Annotated in this window: 10 protein-coding genes; 6 read left to right on the forward strand and 4 right to left on the reverse strand. The window is 53.3% G+C overall.

Annotated features, from left to right (window positions below):
• Positions 1–19: 19 nt before the first annotated feature.
• A complete protein-coding gene (locus FF011L_RS15545; protein WP_145352559.1) occupies positions 20–3055 on the reverse strand; it encodes a PVC-type heme-binding CxxCH protein in 3036 nt (1011 codons plus the stop codon).
• Positions 3056–3375: 320 nt separating this feature from the next.
• Between FF011L_RS15545 and FF011L_RS15550 the strand changes: the two genes are divergently transcribed.
• Both FF011L_RS15550 and FF011L_RS15555 read left to right on the forward strand, forming a co-directional pair.
• On the forward strand, positions 3376–4716 hold the full coding sequence (locus FF011L_RS15550; protein WP_145352560.1) for a carbon-nitrogen hydrolase family protein: 1341 nt from the start codon (positions 3376–3378) through the stop codon (positions 4714–4716).
• Positions 4717–4797: 81 nt separating this feature from the next.
• The gene (locus FF011L_RS15555; protein WP_145352561.1) at positions 4798–6132 is read left to right on the forward strand and encodes a neutral/alkaline non-lysosomal ceramidase N-terminal domain-containing protein; all 1335 of its coding nucleotides are present in this window, start codon (positions 4798–4800) and stop codon (positions 6130–6132) included.
• 48 nt (positions 6133–6180) lie between these two features.
• Here the strand turns inward: FF011L_RS15555 and FF011L_RS15560 are convergent, their stop codons facing one another.
• Positions 6181–7620 carry a neutral/alkaline non-lysosomal ceramidase N-terminal domain-containing protein gene (locus tag FF011L_RS15560; protein ID WP_145355411.1) on the reverse strand — a complete coding sequence of 480 codons (1440 nt, stop codon included), beginning with the start codon at positions 7618–7620 and terminating at the stop codon, positions 6181–6183.
• 126 nt (positions 7621–7746) lie between these two features.
• Entirely contained in the window at positions 7747–8685 is a 939-nt protein-coding gene (locus FF011L_RS15565) for a metallophosphoesterase family protein (RefSeq protein ID WP_145352562.1), read from the reverse strand.
• Between the two features lie 424 nt (positions 8686–9109).
• Here FF011L_RS15565 and FF011L_RS15570 point away from each other — a divergent pair, with 424 nt between their 5' ends.
• Positions 9110–11737: a PVC-type heme-binding CxxCH protein gene (locus FF011L_RS15570; RefSeq protein ID WP_449314209.1), complete on the forward strand. Its 2628-nt coding sequence runs from the start codon at positions 9110–9112 to the stop codon at positions 11735–11737.
• Between the two features lie 783 nt (positions 11738–12520).
• Here FF011L_RS15570 and FF011L_RS15575 read toward each other — a convergent pair.
• A complete protein-coding gene (locus FF011L_RS15575) occupies positions 12521–14392 on the reverse strand; it encodes a CocE/NonD family hydrolase (RefSeq protein ID WP_145352564.1) in 1872 nt (623 codons plus the stop codon).
• Between the two features lie 90 nt (positions 14393–14482).
• On the opposite strand from FF011L_RS15575, the gene FF011L_RS15580 reads away from it, so the two are divergent.
• From FF011L_RS15580 to FF011L_RS15590, 3 genes are all read left to right on the forward strand, one after another.
• Complete coding sequence (locus FF011L_RS15580) at positions 14483–14713, forward strand: hypothetical protein (protein WP_145352565.1); 231 nt, start codon at positions 14483–14485, stop codon at positions 14711–14713.
• A 622-nt stretch (positions 14714–15335) separates the two neighbouring features.
• Positions 15336–16907 carry an outer membrane protein assembly factor BamB family protein gene (locus FF011L_RS15585; RefSeq protein WP_246109437.1) on the forward strand — a complete coding sequence of 524 codons (1572 nt, stop codon included), beginning with the start codon at positions 15336–15338 and terminating at the stop codon, positions 16905–16907.
• A 514-nt stretch (positions 16908–17421) separates the two neighbouring features.
• The gene (locus FF011L_RS15590) at positions 17422–17757 is read left to right on the forward strand and encodes an ArsR/SmtB family transcription factor (RefSeq protein WP_145352566.1); all 336 of its coding nucleotides are present in this window, start codon (positions 17422–17424) and stop codon (positions 17755–17757) included.
• Positions 17758–17778 lie beyond the last annotated feature (21 nt).

Consider the following 17778-nt stretch of genomic DNA (forward strand, 5'->3'; position numbering starts at 1 on the left):
CATTTTGTCTTTAACAGGACTATTTCCCTAGTGATAGCAGATAGCCGATCAGATCCGCCATTTCCGCTGGTGAGATAACTTCTTCCATTCCTTCAGGCATCAACGATTTTCCACTGGAGCGGAACTCTTCGATGTCGCCTCGCTCAATCGTCGTTTCAATTCCCTCCGGCTGTCGCAGGGTGATGCTGTTGGGATTTTCGGCTGCAATCATCCCGCTGACGATCCGGCCGTCTGTTGAGAGCACCGTGTACTCAAGGAAATTCGGACTCACTTCTCGGCTGGGATCCAGAATATTTACCAGCAACTGACCGGCGGTTCGGTTTTGAACCGTGGCAAGGTTTGGCCCGACGTCAAATCCCGTGTTCTTGTACCGGTGACAGTTCAGACAGTTTTTGCGAAAAATCTTTTCGCCTCGTGCTACGTCGCCGTCCAAACCGAGTACCGATTGATATTTGGAAAGGACCTCATCACGAGAACTGGTCACGTCGTTGGCAAACAACTTGACCGCTCGCTGCTGAATCGCCTGCGAAGAGCTCTTCATGTAGGCGGACCGACGATTCGCGGTGATCAATTTTGCAGGCACAATACCAGCACTGACCGCATCCAGAACCTCCGGAATCCAGAGAGTGCGTTGCAATAGTTGAGCGACAATTTCCGCCTGAATAGCGGGAGTCGACTGCGGAAACTTTTTCAATAACAGCGAGGCAGTCTGTGGGCGTGCGGTACCGGCCAGTGCCGTGACGGACGCCGACTGTAGCGTCGGGGGATAGTGAATACTAAGCAGTTCCTCAAGAGTCGGCGCGACATCCTGGTAACGTCCATAACCAAGCAGTGCGATCGCGTCCTGCCGCTGATCGAGCGTTGCCGAATCGTCAATCGCAATCGTCGCGGCGGCGTCCAAGATGGAAACGATCATTGGCCCGCTCGCAAAGGATTGGTTATCGATGATGGCAGTAAGCGGTTGCTTGCCACGCCGCAGACCGCTTGCAAAGCTTCTTGCCATCGCTTCCTGTACCGCCGGAGCGTGCAATGCAACGGATTGAAGCAATTTGTCGGCCAGAGCCAGCGAACCGGAAGAACCGATCATCTCCGCTAGTTGCGAGATGGTTTCTAAACCGGGACTCGATTCCGCAAAAGCATGGTCCTGTAGGAGAAGCTTTAGTAGAGCCGTGTCAGAGCCCGACACAGAACTCATAATCGCTGTTCGCATCTGCGGGTCATCCGAATCACGTTTAGCAATTAGCGCGAGTGCAGTCGTCGCACGGGGATCATCGATTTCGCCAAGAGTAAACGCCACCTGAAAACGCACCCGTTTGGCGTCATCGGACGCTGCATCGATAACCGTTTCCACGAATTCAGCGGATTGCGGCAAGCGAAATTCTGCCAGACGGATTGCATGTTCGCGTACATGGGGATCCGAGTCCTTCAACGCAGCAGCAAGATCCTTGTCTGAAAGCGATTCCAAGCCTTGCAACGTCCATAGCGCGTGCAATCGGGCGATCGGAAGTTCGTGATTTCGAAGCATCGCAATCAGCGCTGCATTCTCGCTTCGATCTTGCCGTTCGAACAGCAAACGGTGCGAGGTTTCTCTCCACCAAACATTAGGATTGGCAAGTTCTTGGACAAGTGTTTTGGTCGTCGCGGTTCCTAAACGCGGAACGGGCGGTTTGAAAAAACCCTCACGATATCGATCGGGCACCAAACGATAGATTCGTCCACGGTCTCTGCCGCTGGTGAGGTCGACCTGAGATTTTAGATCGTCCGGCATGGACCAGGGGTGTTCGATGGTTTCACGATACATATCCAGCACGTGCAACGTTCCATCGGGTGCGTTGATAAAATTGACGGGCCGAAACCAATTGTCATTGGAAGCGAGGAATTCAGAGTTCTCATGTGCACGTTCCCCTTTGAACGAAACCCCATCGGCTTGGATTCGGTAACGCATCACTAGGTTTCCGGCGACCTCTCCAATAAAGGCATTCCCATAATACGGTTCAGGGTAGGCAGCCCCTCGATAGATCGTGACTCCGCTTGAAGAGGTAACAAAACCTTTTGCGACCGTCGAATCGAACGGTGATTTCTTTGCGTTATCCCCAGCTAAACGTTCGGCATTGATGGCCCGCCAAGGTTCCGCAGGACTGATTGGAAAGACGGCAAGACTATCGCCTGACGGAACGACATCATGAATGGCTCGAGGCGCCGAAAAGCGGGGGTTCCGCTGCAGGTAATGCGCCGGAAATAGAACATGCTGAACAGGGTTTCGAATATCGGTTAGGAATCGATTTCCCCAGTCGTCCTGGGCATGACCAAATCGAGCTCCTCCAGAAATGGCTTCAAACCGTTCGTCTCTGGGATCAAAACGAAAATCACTACGACGAATCACGGTTGCCGGCGATGCTTTCTCTTCAGAGTCGTCTGACCTTTGCGATTCAATTGCACCACCGTTACTTGACCCTGCTGCGTAAATACGATGATCCAGGCCCCAGTGCGGATTATTCATCACCGCCTGGACATTGTATTTCCGGAATCCGGTAAACACCTTTCGGCGAATGTCGGCGCGACCATCCCCATCGGTGTCTTTTAAGTAAAACACATCGGGAGTGGCCATGACGTAAATGCCCCCTTTCCAAACCGCCACCCCGGTTGGCCAGGAAAGCTGATCAGCGAAGACGGTCGATTTGTCGAAAGTTCCATCACCATCGGTATCTTCAAGAAAGCGAACACGCCCGATTGGTTCCGATGTCTGTGTCTGCCACGCGCGATCATGCGATTTGTCCGAATAGGGGTAATCGTTCATTTCGATCACATAGGCAGAACCATTTTCGTCATATTGCATGGCGATCGGATCGGTCACCATCGGCTCTGCAGCAACCAGTTCTGCGCGAAAACCATCCTGCATTCGAATGGTTTCCACAGCCTCTTGAGGACTTTTCGGAGCAACCCGCAGCAGATCATCGGCACACAACCAACCACAATGTGAAAGTAGCGGCAATCCAACAAACGTTAGCAAACACCACGGGATGAACGGCAACTTAAACCGACTTAGATTACTCAATGGATACGACCTATCCGATGTTTTGGCGAGCGGCAATGTCCAGCGGACTGCCGTGACTGGGAGTGTAGTGAAAACCGATTCAAATGTCTAATTTGCGAGAGAGGCACGTGAAATCAACAGTTAACGGTTACCGAGCAGGAACCACCGTCTGGCGACGGTAACTACAGCAGTTTCGCCGTTACTACTTTCAAATTATTTTTGAACTGGATGTAAGCCCACGTCATTCGGGCCAAGCCTGGAAACGTTCTTCCGCGGAGCGAACCGCGACAAACAATAGTACAATGGTTGCGGTCCGCACTTCCCACCTTCGGAAATCTTCGATGAAACATGTTTTCATTCTTACTCTTGGATGGCTCCTCTTATCGACCGTGGTTCGCGCGGGTGACAACGGCCCAGATGGCTGGACGACGGAGGCGCCTCGTGCTGAAATCCGACCTGATTTCAGCTGGAATGAATCCGAAAAATCGCTAGATAGTTCGCTGACCATTCGTGCTGATAACCGCAAAGGGTTGATGGGTTCGTGGACTCGCACCATTCCGGTCGAAGGCAAGCAACATTATCACTTCACTGTTGATCGTCAGACCGAAGGAATCACGCTGCCTCGTCGAGCTGCGATTGCTCGTATTATTTGGCTAAACAAGGCTGGCAAGAAGACGACGCATGCCGAACCGAGCTTCCTCTCCTATCGGCCAGGCGAACGTCCTCTAGCCGAACCGGAATTTCCCAAAGTTGTGTCTACAGACGGCCAATGGGATCGTCTGGAAGGTTTTTATCTCGCCCCACCCGAGGCGACTCAGGCGAAAATCGAACTCCATTTCCGCTGGGGAGAACCGCATTCGTCGGTCCGCTGGCGCAATGCCAAATTGGAGGCTTGCGAAGCGCCCGATCCACGGATCGTCCGTCTGGCCACCATCCATTACCGTCCCGAATCGGGCAAGACACCAAAAGAAAAACGAGAACAATTTGCGCCGTTGATTGCCGATGCCGCGCGAATGAAAGCGGACCTTATCGTGTTGCCAGAAACGTTGACATCCTTTAAGTCAGGCGGCAGGCCCGCCGATGCTGCCGAACCGATTCCCGGTCCCTCGACCGACTACTTCGCAAAGCTTGCCAAGCAACACGACACCTACATCGTGGCTGGATTGGTCGAGCGCGACGGCCACTTGATCTACAACGTCGCTGTGCTGATCGGCCCCGATGGAAATATCGTGGGCAATTATCGCAAGGTCACGCTGCCACGTGGGGAAATCGAAAAAGGCATTACGCCTGGAGAAGAGTACCCCGTATTTGAAACTCGGTTCGGTAAAGTTGGCATGATGGTTTGCTACGACGGATTTTTTCCCGAAGTAGCTCGCGAGCTTTCTAATCGTGGTGCTGAAGTGATCGCATGGCCCGTGTGGGGATGCAATCCAATGTTGGCGTCGGCACGAGCCTGTGAGAACCATATTTTCCTGGTTAGTAGCACCTACACAGACATCAGTGCGGATTGGATGCAGTCTGCAATCTACGGACGCGATGGAACAACAATCGAACATGCAACCGAGTGGGGGAGCGTGGTAATCGCCGAGGTTGACCTGAACAAGCCCGCGCTGTGGCAAAGCCTAGGCGATTTCCAAGCTCAAATCGAAGCTCACCGTCCGGCTGTCGATCCCGTACCGTAATTTTCATGCATCGCGAAACACTAAACTTTATGGCTTCCCTATCAAGAGCCAATCGTTTTAATTTTACTAGGAGTTACTACAGTGGTTACTAGCAGAGCGTCCAGCAGAAAATGGTTAGAAGAAGGAATTCTCCAGCACCAAACTCTTGCACACCGTGCGCTGCTGGCGGTGGTCTTGGCGGTAATGCTGATCGGCGGACGCCCCTGTGCAGCTGAAGAACTGCCGATTGCGGAGAAAGCAGAATGGCATGTTGGCGTCGCTTCCGCAAAGATTACTCCCGAGCAAAGATTGCATATGGCGGGCTATGCAGCACGCAAAGAACCTGCCGAAGGGACGCAACAGGAACTTTTTGCCAAGGCAATGGCGATTGAGGACCAAGCAGGCACGCGAGTTGTCTTCGTAACGCTTGACCTAATCGGTGTCCGCGAAGAACTGCAATCCCGAGTCGCCGAACAGGTTGAGAAGCAATTCAAGTTACCCGCCAGCATGCTGTTGATGAACGCCTCGCATACTCACAGCGGCCCAGCCTATGAGCGTGAAGACGCACAGGGCTATTTGAATTCACTCGTAGACACACTGGTCGATTTGGTTGGCCGGTCGCTTGCAGAACGACAGCCAGCAGAACTCTCCTATAGTTTCGCAAGTTGCAGTGTGGCCATGAATCGGCGCACCCCCTCCCAGCATGGCTTTCTCAATCACCCGAACCCGAACGGACCGACCGATCACACGGTTCCCGTCTTGAGTGTTCGCAATCCCGATGACGACTCCCTCCGTGCGATCCTATTTGGTTATGCCTGCCACAACACGACCTTAGGCCTTCTGCGATGGCAAGGCGATTACGCTGGATACGCCCAAGAGTTTTTGGAACGCGATCATCCCGGCGTTACCGCAATGTTCATGATGGGTTGTGGAGGCGATCAGAATCCATACCCACGTCGCGAATTAAAGTACGTCGAACTTCACGGTCAATCACTGGCGACGGCCGTCGAGGCAGCCTTAGAAAGCGATCAAAAAACGCCACGGCACCAACGTCCCATTCACGGAAACTTGAGCGTAGTCAATGAGACCGTCGACCTAGAGTACACCACCGCCGGACGCGAGGACTTCGCTTATCCAATCCAGGTGATCCGCTTTGGCGATGATCTGATGTTGATTGCGTTGGGATCCGAAGTCGTTGTCGACTACGCCCTGCGATTGAAAAGCGAATTAGCCAAACCTGATGGACCGGCTATCTGGGTTGCAGGATACTCGAACGCTTACAACGGGTACATTCCCAGTAAACGAGTCTTGAAAGAAGGCGGGTATGAAGCACTCAGCCGCCCCTGGAAACTAACTTTAGAGGAACGGATCGTCGACAAAGTTCATGAATTGGTCGGACAATTGCCACCCCCCGAAACGAACGATGCAAGCCGTTAGGTCCACAGCGTTCGTTTGTCAGATGCCATCGATCCTCCTCGCTGCGGTCTATTCGCTTGGACTCTCTTGATGCAGCTTGTTAAACATTTCTAGCAACCTGGCGACGATCTTTGTGGTCGATTCCTTTTCCACATAGTTGCTGCCAAGCCAGGTTTCGTAGCCGCCCAAACGATGTTGTTCGGGGGTCGGCAGATAACCGTATGAACCGTTGGCAAGTTCAATCGTAAAAGTACTGTCAAACGGGCTTAGGTCTTTAATTTCCAAGCCCGTTTCGGTGAACACTTCAAACGGAATCGCTGCGATTCCCAAGTCACCGATACGGAACGATTGCAGTTGAATCTGAACCTGTTTAGGAGACTTCTGAATCTTTGCAATTCGGTCCGCATAGATTTCTTCGCGGCTGCGACGACGTGTCGGATCGCTGTCATCACTAACAGGTACCTTGGCGAAATGAGCGAGCATTTCCGGTGTGGGCTGCCGGGTCTTTAGCGTCAGATTGGATTGTTCGGCTGCCAATGGAACCCAATCATGAAACTCGATGGTCTGATGAGCCTCAAACACGCGACTGGCCACCTTTTCCGCCACTTCCTGCATTTTTTCATACGGCTGGTATTTTTTCGTCGTCTTTGCAGGGAAGTTGATGTTGTTCACATCTCCACTGGTCCCATTGGAGAGAATGCCGACAAACGGCGGCGATTGGTCGCTGGCGCCAAACTTTTCTCCGATGAATTTTGCGAAGTATCCAAAGTAGTCGGCTGAAACGTCTCCAGATCGAACACCACCCACGTAGTGCAACGAATAATTAGCCAACAAGGCAATCGGTCGCCCTTCCATGCTTTGCAAGGAAATGAAACTAATCTCGGGATCGGTCGGACCTGCGGGACGGTCTAGTTGGGCACTCCCGCGAGGCGGATTCATCCTGACTCGATCGATGCCGCCAAAAGGATTTTTCAGCAAACTGGCATCGTTAACAAACCAACGACGATTAAATAGTTCCGAGGGTTCTTCGATCGATCCCCAACCGATCCGTGCCGGTTCCAATTGAGCCTGGGCTCTACGGATGCCGTCAGAGATCCGATGGGCAACGAACTTTTGGTATTCGGTCAGCTCCGTTTCCGGCAGTGTTTTAAGAGGACCTCGAGCTGTGGTCGCTGAATGGGTGTGGGTGGCTGCCGTCAACACATGGGACGCGGGGATGCCCGTCGCTTCGTAGACTTGGCGTTTGGCAAGATCGTAAACTTCAACGGGGATGCCAACGTTGTCACACAACACGATGGCCAGTTGATTTTTGCCGTCGTCCAGCACCAGACAGCGTGCATGGAGCTCGTCGTGAACGTTTGTGGCTGGAATTGGGCGCCAACCACCGACGATCAACTCCCCCAGCGGTGGCGTGATATTGCTTGTCGCGGCTCCCGCTCGGAAAACCGGTTTGGACTCCTCCGCAGAAACTTGACTTGGACCGCCAAGCACGCATACCAAACTGATCATCAGCAACCTAGCGCTGATCCGTCGATAGAGTCCAGAAATTCGCATTATTAGAGGCTCGTCATTTTAGGTGTAGGTTTGTGGAAGCACTTGTTTTAACGCAACAAATTCGGCCGTCTGAAAAAATCCTTACTTCGCCTTGGCCGCCAAAGCATAACTCAGTGCATGTTGCTCGCCCTGCTGCGGATGCGAGTCGTCAAGGGTGCGAAGTTCCAACGCCAATTGTTCTGAATCCAGTTTGACTTTCACCCAACCATGGGGGTGTGCAGGATTAAAGACATACGAGCATGGCGGAAGATTCACCAAATGAAGGTGCTCCTCCGTTTCGCTGACTTTCCAGTGATGGGAATGCCCAAAAACGAAGGCCTGCACGTGCGGGCGAGCGTTAAACAGGTCGACTAGTTGCTGAGAATCCTTTAACCCGCTAATCGCTCCCTGTGCCCCCTTAGGTGGAAACTGCAGATAGTGGTGCCCGATCACAATCGCCGGTTTATCCGCGTGGGCGTCGAGCGATTTGGCAAGCCAATCCAACTGCATTTGACCGATCTCGCCGGTTACTTTGTTTACTTCCAAAAGTGAATCGATCAAAAACAGATTCGTCGTCGGCGTCGCAAGGATGCTGACATGCTTTCCGTCCACCAATGGATTATCAATCTGCTGTTCTGCAAACGCTTCATAGAATGGTTGACGATCATCATGGTTCCCCATCGTCATATGGATCGGCACGTCGGCGTCGACCAGACGTTGCAGCGCACTGCTTAAGGTCTTGTAGTCCCCCACAAGACCTCGAGAAAAGGCACAGTCGCCGTTAATAATGACACCCGCCGGAAGTGTTGGCTGAGCCAACACCTCATCAATAATCTGGTTCAGGCAATCCAACATCACGATACCGCGGGCGCCCCGTTTCGGATCCGCGTCAATATGAGGATCCGACAGAAACGCCCACCACTCGTCATTGTCTTTAGAATCCGCAGCAAGGGCGGACTGCGTCGCAAACAACGCTGCCCCCCCAACGAGTGCCGTTTGCAGGAACCGTCGACGTGTAGGAGGAATCATGTGCAGTGGCATCACAATCTCGCTAATCAGGCTTAAGGCAGGCTACGCGTTGTTACACTAGGTTATTGATAGTGTTAAAACATTCGGCAAGTGAAGTAACAGCCGATGCGTTCGACGTGGGGCAGGGGGGGCGGCCAGCAGGCAATTAGGTAGTAAACACAAAGCAGTAAACACAGCCGGCCGAGGCACACCACCTTATCAACGAAAATATGCCCCGTCAAATATTCACGATGGCTCTCCCTCACCTGCATTCCCTTGAAAACGCATGGCAACTGACGGCCCACTTGATCACTCCCTCCGCGACGCTTCTGTCCATTAAGCTGTCCCAAACGATCTTCTTGGCAGATGTTTCGGAACATTTCCCGAGACGGCACCGATAGCCAATCCCCCGCTTCCTCACCGACCGATGACTTCAAAACGCAATCGATATCGAACCATGCAGCCGAAAGCTCTCGCAACACGATGCTCCCGCTACCTTGCGTGCATTGCAGCCTGCCTTGCCACATCACTTACGAATCGACCGGACACACTGGAGGCAGCAGAGGAACGCCTCCCAGAAATCCAAATCTTACAACCGGGCGTTCGCATGACGATGGTTGCAGAGCATCCGGACATCGCGACACCAACCGGAGTCGATGTCGATCAAAAGGGTCGGGTCTGGGCGGTTGCATGCCACACCCACATGCCGCCAGAGGACTACCAGGGACCTAAGTTTGATGAAATCCTTGTCTTCGATCCAGATGGCGAACGACATGTTTTTTACAATAAAACCGAACAGACCATGGACCTGGAACTTGGAAACGACGGTTGGGTCTATCTGTCCGAACGCGATCGTATTTTGCGGGTGAAAGACACCGACGGCGACGGTGTTGGTGACACCGAACAGACCCTGGTGGAACTGGACTCCGAGGCGGTCTATCCACACAACGCATTATCGGGGCTTGCTTGGGATCCTAATGGCGACTTGGTTTTTGGCCTGGGTGAGAATTTTGCCAAACCGTGGACCATGACCGCACGGGACGGTTCGGCGATCCAAGGGATCGACCGTGGCGGCGTTTTTCGCGTCTCCGCCGACGGAGGAGGACTTCATAAAATCGCTGAAGGACTGTGGAATCCCTTTGGCGTAACGGTCCGCAGCGACGGCGAAATTTTTGTAGCGGAGAACGATCCCGGCGAGCACCCACCCTGCAAAGTCCTGCATATCGTTCAGGACGGCGATTATGGTTACCGCCGAAAATACGGCGGGGCGACGCCGCATCCGTTTGTCTGCTGGAACGGCGAAATGCGAGGCACTTTGCCGATGATCCATCCTTCCGGGGAAGCCCCCTGTGGCGTTGTGCCACTGGGACGGGGATTGTTGATGCCTTCCTGGGGCGATCACCGCATCGACTTTTTCCCTCTTCAGCAACAAGGGGCTAGCTTCACCGCTAAGCAGGTGACTCTCGTACACGGATCTCGTTACTTTCGCCCAACGTGCATCGCTCAAGATCGGCACAGGAAAGATGACGGCGTGTTGGTTTTCTACCTCACCGACTGGGTCGATGGGCGGTACCCGGTACACGGTTTTGGTCGGCTTTGGAAAATGGAGATCGATGTAGCGAAAGCCGGATGGATCGGACCACTTGATATACCGCCGCCGACCGCCGCAGCGACGTTGGCTGCGAACTTGCGGACAGGTAAGACCGACCACAAACAATCCGAGCGGTTCGAGTTAAGCCGCAGCGATGATCCGTTCGTTGCCAGTGCAGCGCTCTCTTCATTGCGTCCGCTTGCCGAAAACTGGGAACCTGCCGAATTCGCCAAATGGCCGGCGACCGACAGGGTGCAGGCGGTTCAAGCACTCCGTCTAGCAAAAGTGAATCCCAAGCCATGGATTGACGCGTTATTGCGGGACGACAACCCAGGCGTCCAATTCGAAACGCTCCGCTGGCTTGCCGACGAGGATTTACGGGATTTCCTCCCCGCAGTCGAATCGCTATTAACTGAAAGCAATCTTAGCTACGAAGTCTTCGAGGCCGCGATCGCTGCCCAAACCGCATTGAGCGGAACCCCAGAGATCGGGCTTCGCAATCCTGAATTGCTACTCGCAAAGATCAACGACGAGTCAAGTTCACCAGAGATCCAAGCCTACGCCCTGCGTCTACTGCCAGTCCGTTCGACGACTCCCGCCAAGGACAAGACTTCGCCAAACGCAAGTCTTCCCAAGGGACTGACCGTCGATCGACTGCAACAACTAATGACATTGAAGGCCCCCGACGTTTCACTGGAGGTTGTACGAATCTACGGTGTCAATCCTGCAGCATTTAGTAGCCAGCTTGCCGAAATTGCTGCGGATGATTCCGCAGCGACGGCGCTTCGATCCGAAGCCGTATTAGGCCTTGCCGCCATCGCGGAATCCCACCTACCGCTGCTACTGGCATTAGCGCAGAACAAAGAAAATAGCCTTCGCGAAGAGGCCCTGCGAGCGCTCCGTGGGGTCGACTTGACCGCATCCGAAAAATTGACGTTACAATCCGTTGGCGACAGCTTTCCTGAATCGGCGCCCCTTGCCACAGCCGTTCTCGATCCGACATCGTTGACCGAAGGCCGGCATCCGCTGGAGGATACCAAAGCGTGGTCAAAACGGTTAGCAGCGATCGAAACGCCCGTCGACATTGCTGCGGGGGAGCGGATTTTTCACCACCCTAAAATCGCGCAGTGTGCCAACTGCCATCGTGCAAACGGTAGAGGCAATGTCGGTGGCCCCAACCTCAGCCACGTCGGCGGCCGCAACGAGGCGGATTGGCTACTGGGCGCGATCCTACAACCCAATCGAGACATCGCACCGCAGTTCATGCCACGCGTGATCCTTCTCAAAGATGGCACCGTGCATGTCGGTATCCGCCTGCGTTCTTACACCTTCGAACAGATTCGTGACGCTCAGGGAAGAAACCATACTTTCAATCGTGACGACGTCGAATCGATCGAAGACCTAACGACATCGTTCATGCCCACGGGCCTGCCACTGACCATGACCGACCGCGAAATGCGAGATCTGATGGCTTTCCTTGAAAACAACAAGTGAAGGGTTAGCAGTCGTTGACGAGTCTCCCTGGGGCCGAGGGAACACGTAGCCCGGAGCGCGGCAGATACTTACCGGCAGCGTAACGGCTTCTTGATTTGATCGAAAGCGGAGAAAGATTGCAGCCTTTCGCTCGACCCAAACGAATGCAATCATTTTTTGAATCGCATCCTTCTTTCGCGTATTTTGCGTTTTTCGCGGTTGAATTATTTCCCAGTTTTGGTTCTGGCTGGGAGCCGCGCCTGCTGATTTTGACAACCGCGAAATACACGAAATACGCGAAAGAGAGTTTCCTGAAAGGAATGCAGTCTTTTTAGAAGCGCATCCTTCTTTCGCGTATTTTGCGTTTTTCGCGGTTGAATTATTTCCCAGTTTTCGTTCTGGCTGGGAGCCGCGTCTGCTTATTTTGACAACCGCGAAATACACGAAATACGCGAAAGAAAGTCTCTCTCAATGGAATGCAATCTTTTTAGAAACGCATCCTTCTTTCGCGTATTTTGCGTTTTTCGCGGTTGATAAATTTCCCAGTTTTGGTTCTGGCTAGGAGCCGCGCCTGCTGATTTTGACAACCGCGAAAGACACGAAATACGCGAAAGAGAGTTTCCTGAGGGACGGGTTTCCGTTGGCTTACGCCAACGGAAAGTATCTGCCGCCCGCTGAGCTAGAAGCACTTCACGCAGACTCGGATGGGCAGGGTTGAAATCGTCACCTATAAGTTTTACGTCCCGAGCGAAAGGCTCCAACTAGGAATCGCTTCACCGGTGGACAACGTTTCGACGCGATTCTTTACGGTTTAGGAATAACCGGCAACACGATTCGGCTGGGCCGAGTCGCATCATGATAAATGGTCTGGTCCGCGACTTTGAACATTCGCTGACGGTTTAGTGGTTCCCCTGTGTTTGGATTGACATCAAACCGTGGGAAGTTGGAACTGGAAATGTCGACTCGAATTCGATGACCTTTCTTAAACACGTTCGAGGTCGGATAGAGTTTGATCGTGAATTCATACGTTTCACCCGGAGTCATCAGAACCTCTTCTTTAAGCGATTCACGGAATCGGCCACGAACGATTCCGTCTCCGATATTCAGATCAAATCCACCCGGCCAGTCTGCGGACGGTGGATAGACGTCAATCAGCTTCGCGGTGAAGTCGGTGTCCACTGCGGAACTTGACGCGAACAATCGCACCTCGATTTCACCGGTTACTTCCAGATCCTCTTCTAACGGTTCGGACTGAAACACCAATACGTCGCTACGTGCCGAAAGCGGTATTGGCTTTAGGAAATTCCAAATATGCGGACCACCTTTCTGATTCCAGCCACCCTGAAGCAGGATATTATCCCCCGAGGAGATATTGCCCCCGATGGTTGGGACAGGGTCCGAGGGATCAAATTGGTACTGAGTGATCGATTCCTCTGCTTTCGGCTTCTCTTTCGACAGCTGACCATCGGCTCCCAGATAGAAATCGGTGTACTCGGTTCTCGCCAGCGGCCACTCGTTTTCGTTTCGCCAATATCCGCCATGTTGCAACCGCCCTTTACCATCTTTGCCTCCATCCCCGGTTCCCATCACAAAGATGCGCACAGGCGTCTTGAACGGATCCGCTTTGCCAACGGAATTGTCCGTCCCTTTTAGCCAATGGTCGTACCATTCTTTTCGCCAAGCCAATTGGTCCGCGATCGCAGCTTCTTTGCCGAAAGTAACTTGACCATGAGAGTAAGCGGCTTGCTGCCCATGGATCCATGGTCCCATGATCATATAGACCGGCCCCTTGAGCGAACGATTCAACGCCATGAAGTTTGCGGTGTTGTTCCCACCCCAAGAGTCGTACCAACCGGAGACTAAGTAGACGGGAATGTCTTTATAGTTCTCCGCGTCTTCGACGACATTGACTGCCGACCAAAACTCATCATCGGGACCATGTTCCATCGCGGAAACCAGCCAATCTTCATACTCTGGTGACAGCCGAAGAGGCGTCATTCCTCGCCGCGTCGGCAGGTGGTCCAAATACGAAAATCGCTGATCGGACATTTCCGAAAGCACCTCGGCCGTTCCCGCATCCTTCGATGCGCGACTGCCTCGTCCCGCATTAATGAAAATCCAGTTCCAAAATCGCAGCTCAAAAGCCCCTGCATTGCGAAGACTCTGGCTGCCCATGTTCGACATTGCATCCACAGGAATCACGGTCGCCAGTTCAGGTGCCCCCGCCAAGGCCATCGAATGCTGAGTGCCCCCATAATACGACGTGCCGATCATCCCAATCTTGCCATCGGACCATGGCTGTTTGCCAATCCAAGCGGCACAATCCACTCCGTCGGGACCGTCATCGCTAAGCATGTGCCAAACGCCTTCGGATTTATATCGACCGCGAGTGTCTTGGGCGACGAACACATAGCCGTGCGTGGCGTAATATTTGGCTGATTTTGCCTGTCCGTCTTTGTTGTAAGGCAAACGTGACAAAATGACCGGCAACGCTTCTTCGCTCGCCACACCATCTTTGGCCGGGCGATAGATGTCGGTCGCCAAACGGACCCCATCGCGCATCGGCACCATCACATTTTTCTCAACGACAAAATCGTCGGCGAAAGTCAAACTGCCGCTCGCCACAAACAGCATTAAAACCGTTGTGGCAAATAGCCATCGCCTGACTACGGACATTTCTCTGCCTACTTGTTGCATGATCACTCGTTGTCTTTCCTGGTCTTTACTTGATGCGATAAAGAAATCCCGCCTTGATAGAGGCAGGACATGAATACATCGCCAATGATGGCCATGATCGATCCTCAAACGTGTCTGCCCGAATTCTACGCGACAGAATCACCGGGCACACGCGTCAAGCATAACCGCTTGAATGAGGCAATTCAAAGCAAGAGACCGCGTTACTCGCTTCCACCACGCACTCTTCTTCAGCGACGACAAGCCAGCGTCCACGATGAAACGCGATATTTTGAATTTTGGCAGACTGCTAAATCGCTTTAAAAGACTTGGAACGGTACCCGAAGTTTTCGCACCTGCCAGTTTCGACAACCAGCGAAAATGAGCATGCCAATTGGTCGGACTGGACAATGCGACACATGCAGCCAAGACTTCAAGGTCGATCTCTGTTTGCCGAATCGCGTCGGCGCGCTCATCAAAACCAATCGGATCGCCGGAACCCGACCGAACCTCCCCGTCAAAAATTTCAGAGTGGAGCTCTGCATAAACAGACTCCGCAATCGCGCGCCGCCTGCCCCTCAACCTTCGCGAAGAAATCTTGGCCTGGTTGGCCATTGCGAGTCCCCTGCCTCCATCGATTTCTGCCTCCCCCCATACAAAGCGAGCGTCAATGTAACACTAGCATTTGGCGGAAGCGACAGACATCACACACACGCTGGAACTGAATGACTAAACGGCGAACTCTAAACAAGTGATCGCTCCACTACTTTCGGTACCCGGTTCGTCACCATTCCAATACATACGAGCGATTGCAGGCAGCATTCGAAATGCGAAACAGGACAATTCATAAGTTAGCCGTGGTAGAATAACGGCCCACAGCGGACGCGGGTGGAGCACAACTTTTCTACAACCAGTTCGGATCTCCTTTATCACGGAACGCGGAATTGTGATTCCTCAAACACCAGTGGCCCTCGCAGTTCTCATCGCAGCGGTGGCGGTGCCTCATCTGAAATCAACCGTTCGAGCCCAGGAGGACTGGCCCGAACATCGTGGGCCTGGCGGCGACTACCACCTGACTACGTCAACGGACTATCCAACAGCCTGGAGCGTTTCGTCCGAGCAAAATATTCGCTGGAGAGCTCCATTGCCCGAAACCGGGCAGAGTGGAATTGCGATCTCGGGGGACAAATTATTTCTGACCTGTTTCAGAAAACTGACCACAGAGGACATCAGCTCAAAAGGAACATGGGTTTCAGAGACCCGTGGCTATTGCCTTGCGGCGGATAGCGGCAAGATTCTTTGGAGCTGCGATCTGCCGGGGCAGCGGCCGAACCAAGTGAACGGTACTTTTACCGATTCGACGACGCCAACCCCCGTGACCGATGGCAAGCATGTCTGGTTCGTCAACGCAGGTGGTTTTATTGCCTGTCATACCATGGATGGGCGGCGAGTCTGGGCGAAGGAATTTCAAGTCCGCACCAAACACTCGGCCAAACAGTTTCAGCCATTCTTGCATGGTGGCAACCTTTATTACGCGATGATGCGAGACCCAGAGGATCCGCAACGCCGAACTCAAACCGCCACCGACTACGACAAGAACAGCAAGGTCGGCTGGCCATGGATGTACGTCCGCTATTTCGACTCATTAACCGGCGAAGCGACTGGACTCATGCCGGAAGGGATCAGCGTCCACAGCAAAGGGGCTATTGGATCGCTGAATGGAGACAAAGTGTTATTGCATGCCAAAGGTGGCAGCCATAGTCCTCCCGAAAAGCCATACGGCATTGGTCTGTCTCGGCTGGGCGAGGGACATGAGTGCATCTGGGAACGGCCAGGGCTATCCTTTGAAGGGACGCACTTCATTGACTCAAAACATGCCTATTGCTTTGACCGAAAGGATTTCTTTGTACTCGACCTGGCCACCGGCAAAACGATTAAGAAAATTAACGTCAAAGGAGCCGGAACGATCATCGCGTTTGACCAGGCTAAGCGTCGCTACCAACAACCAGCATCTGCAGCGAAACTTCCCTCGCGGCACCTCTTGACTCATCGCACAAATATCGGTGTGGGCAGGTACCACTTCTTCATGGGCGGGATCGCAGGAATCTTAGGCCGAATCGATTTGGAAACCGCTGAAATCAACTACCTGCAGGTACCGATTCAAGTTGTTGTAGAAAACGGCACAAAGAAACTTTTGTGGAACGAATTTGAGGCAGGCGACGATACAGGATCTGGATTTACCGTCGAAGGAGATAAGCGTCGCCTAAGCCATGGGTTCGGACATATCTCTGCAGCCACGCCAATTGTCGTCAATAACCGGATCTACTTTTCAACCGTGCTGGGCACCGTCTACGTCATCGACGCAACCGCGCAGCACTTCGACGAGCATTCGATAATCGCCGTGAACGACCTTGGCCTACCCGGAAAGACATGGTCATTAAGTCCCTTCACCGCTGCCAATGGGAATCTGTACCAACGCACAAGTCGTGAAATTATCTGCATCGGAAACGGCAATTAGGCCGCATGCCACCTGCACCCCACCAGCGGGAAGCATCGCAATGAACGAGCACACAGCCTGAAGGAAGTCGGATGTGATTCCAGCCGGTCACAGCAAATTCATGAAAATACGGACAGCAAAGGTAGGCACTTGCCTTGGTGGCAGTCCGCAAGATTACCAGTGTTTCGCTCGTTACTGCTCAGCACTTACGCGGGCTCGCCCCCAATGCCATCTACTTTGCCATCTGCGGGCGGTATTCCTAGCGGATCGTCGCAAGCCGACCGGCAAATTCATTGTGTTTTCAATACCAATGCCGGACGGTTCGCGCCGTTCCGTTAAGAAAGTAGATGTCAAAGAGCTCGACCCGCCAATCCAGCGAAGGGCAGCCCCAAATCCGCACAGCCTTCCTCCAGGGCTACGACCACAGGGAAGGGCGACTTTTGCAAAATTTAGCTAAACCTACCCCAAAAGGACTCATTGACACCTCGCGATATTCCGATATATTTAAAACAACAACCTTATGGAGTACCTTGCGATGGCCACCAAACCCAAGACCACCAAAAAACCGGACAAGCCTGCGGGCACTGTCGGGGACTTTGCGGAAGCCGCTGAGTGCCTGAAAGTGCTTGCTCACCCGGTTCGTTTGCGGGTCGTTCAACTGCTGCTGCACGGGCGGTACACGGTTGGCGAATTGGCGGCGGACTGCGGCATTCCGGACAATGTTGGCTCGGAACACCTACGACTGCTGCAACGGTGCGGCTTTTTGGTCAGCGAGAAGGAAGGACGCAAGGTTTACTACGAAGTGGCGGAACCCCACCTGGAACAATTGATGGCCTGCATTCAAGGGCGATTCCTGCTTCCCGGTCCGTAACAAGAGCAGACGCCCTGCGGT

It is taken from the genome of Roseimaritima multifibrata (assembly GCF_007741495.1).
Lineage (GTDB): Bacteria > Planctomycetota > Planctomycetia > Pirellulales > Pirellulaceae > Roseimaritima > Roseimaritima multifibrata.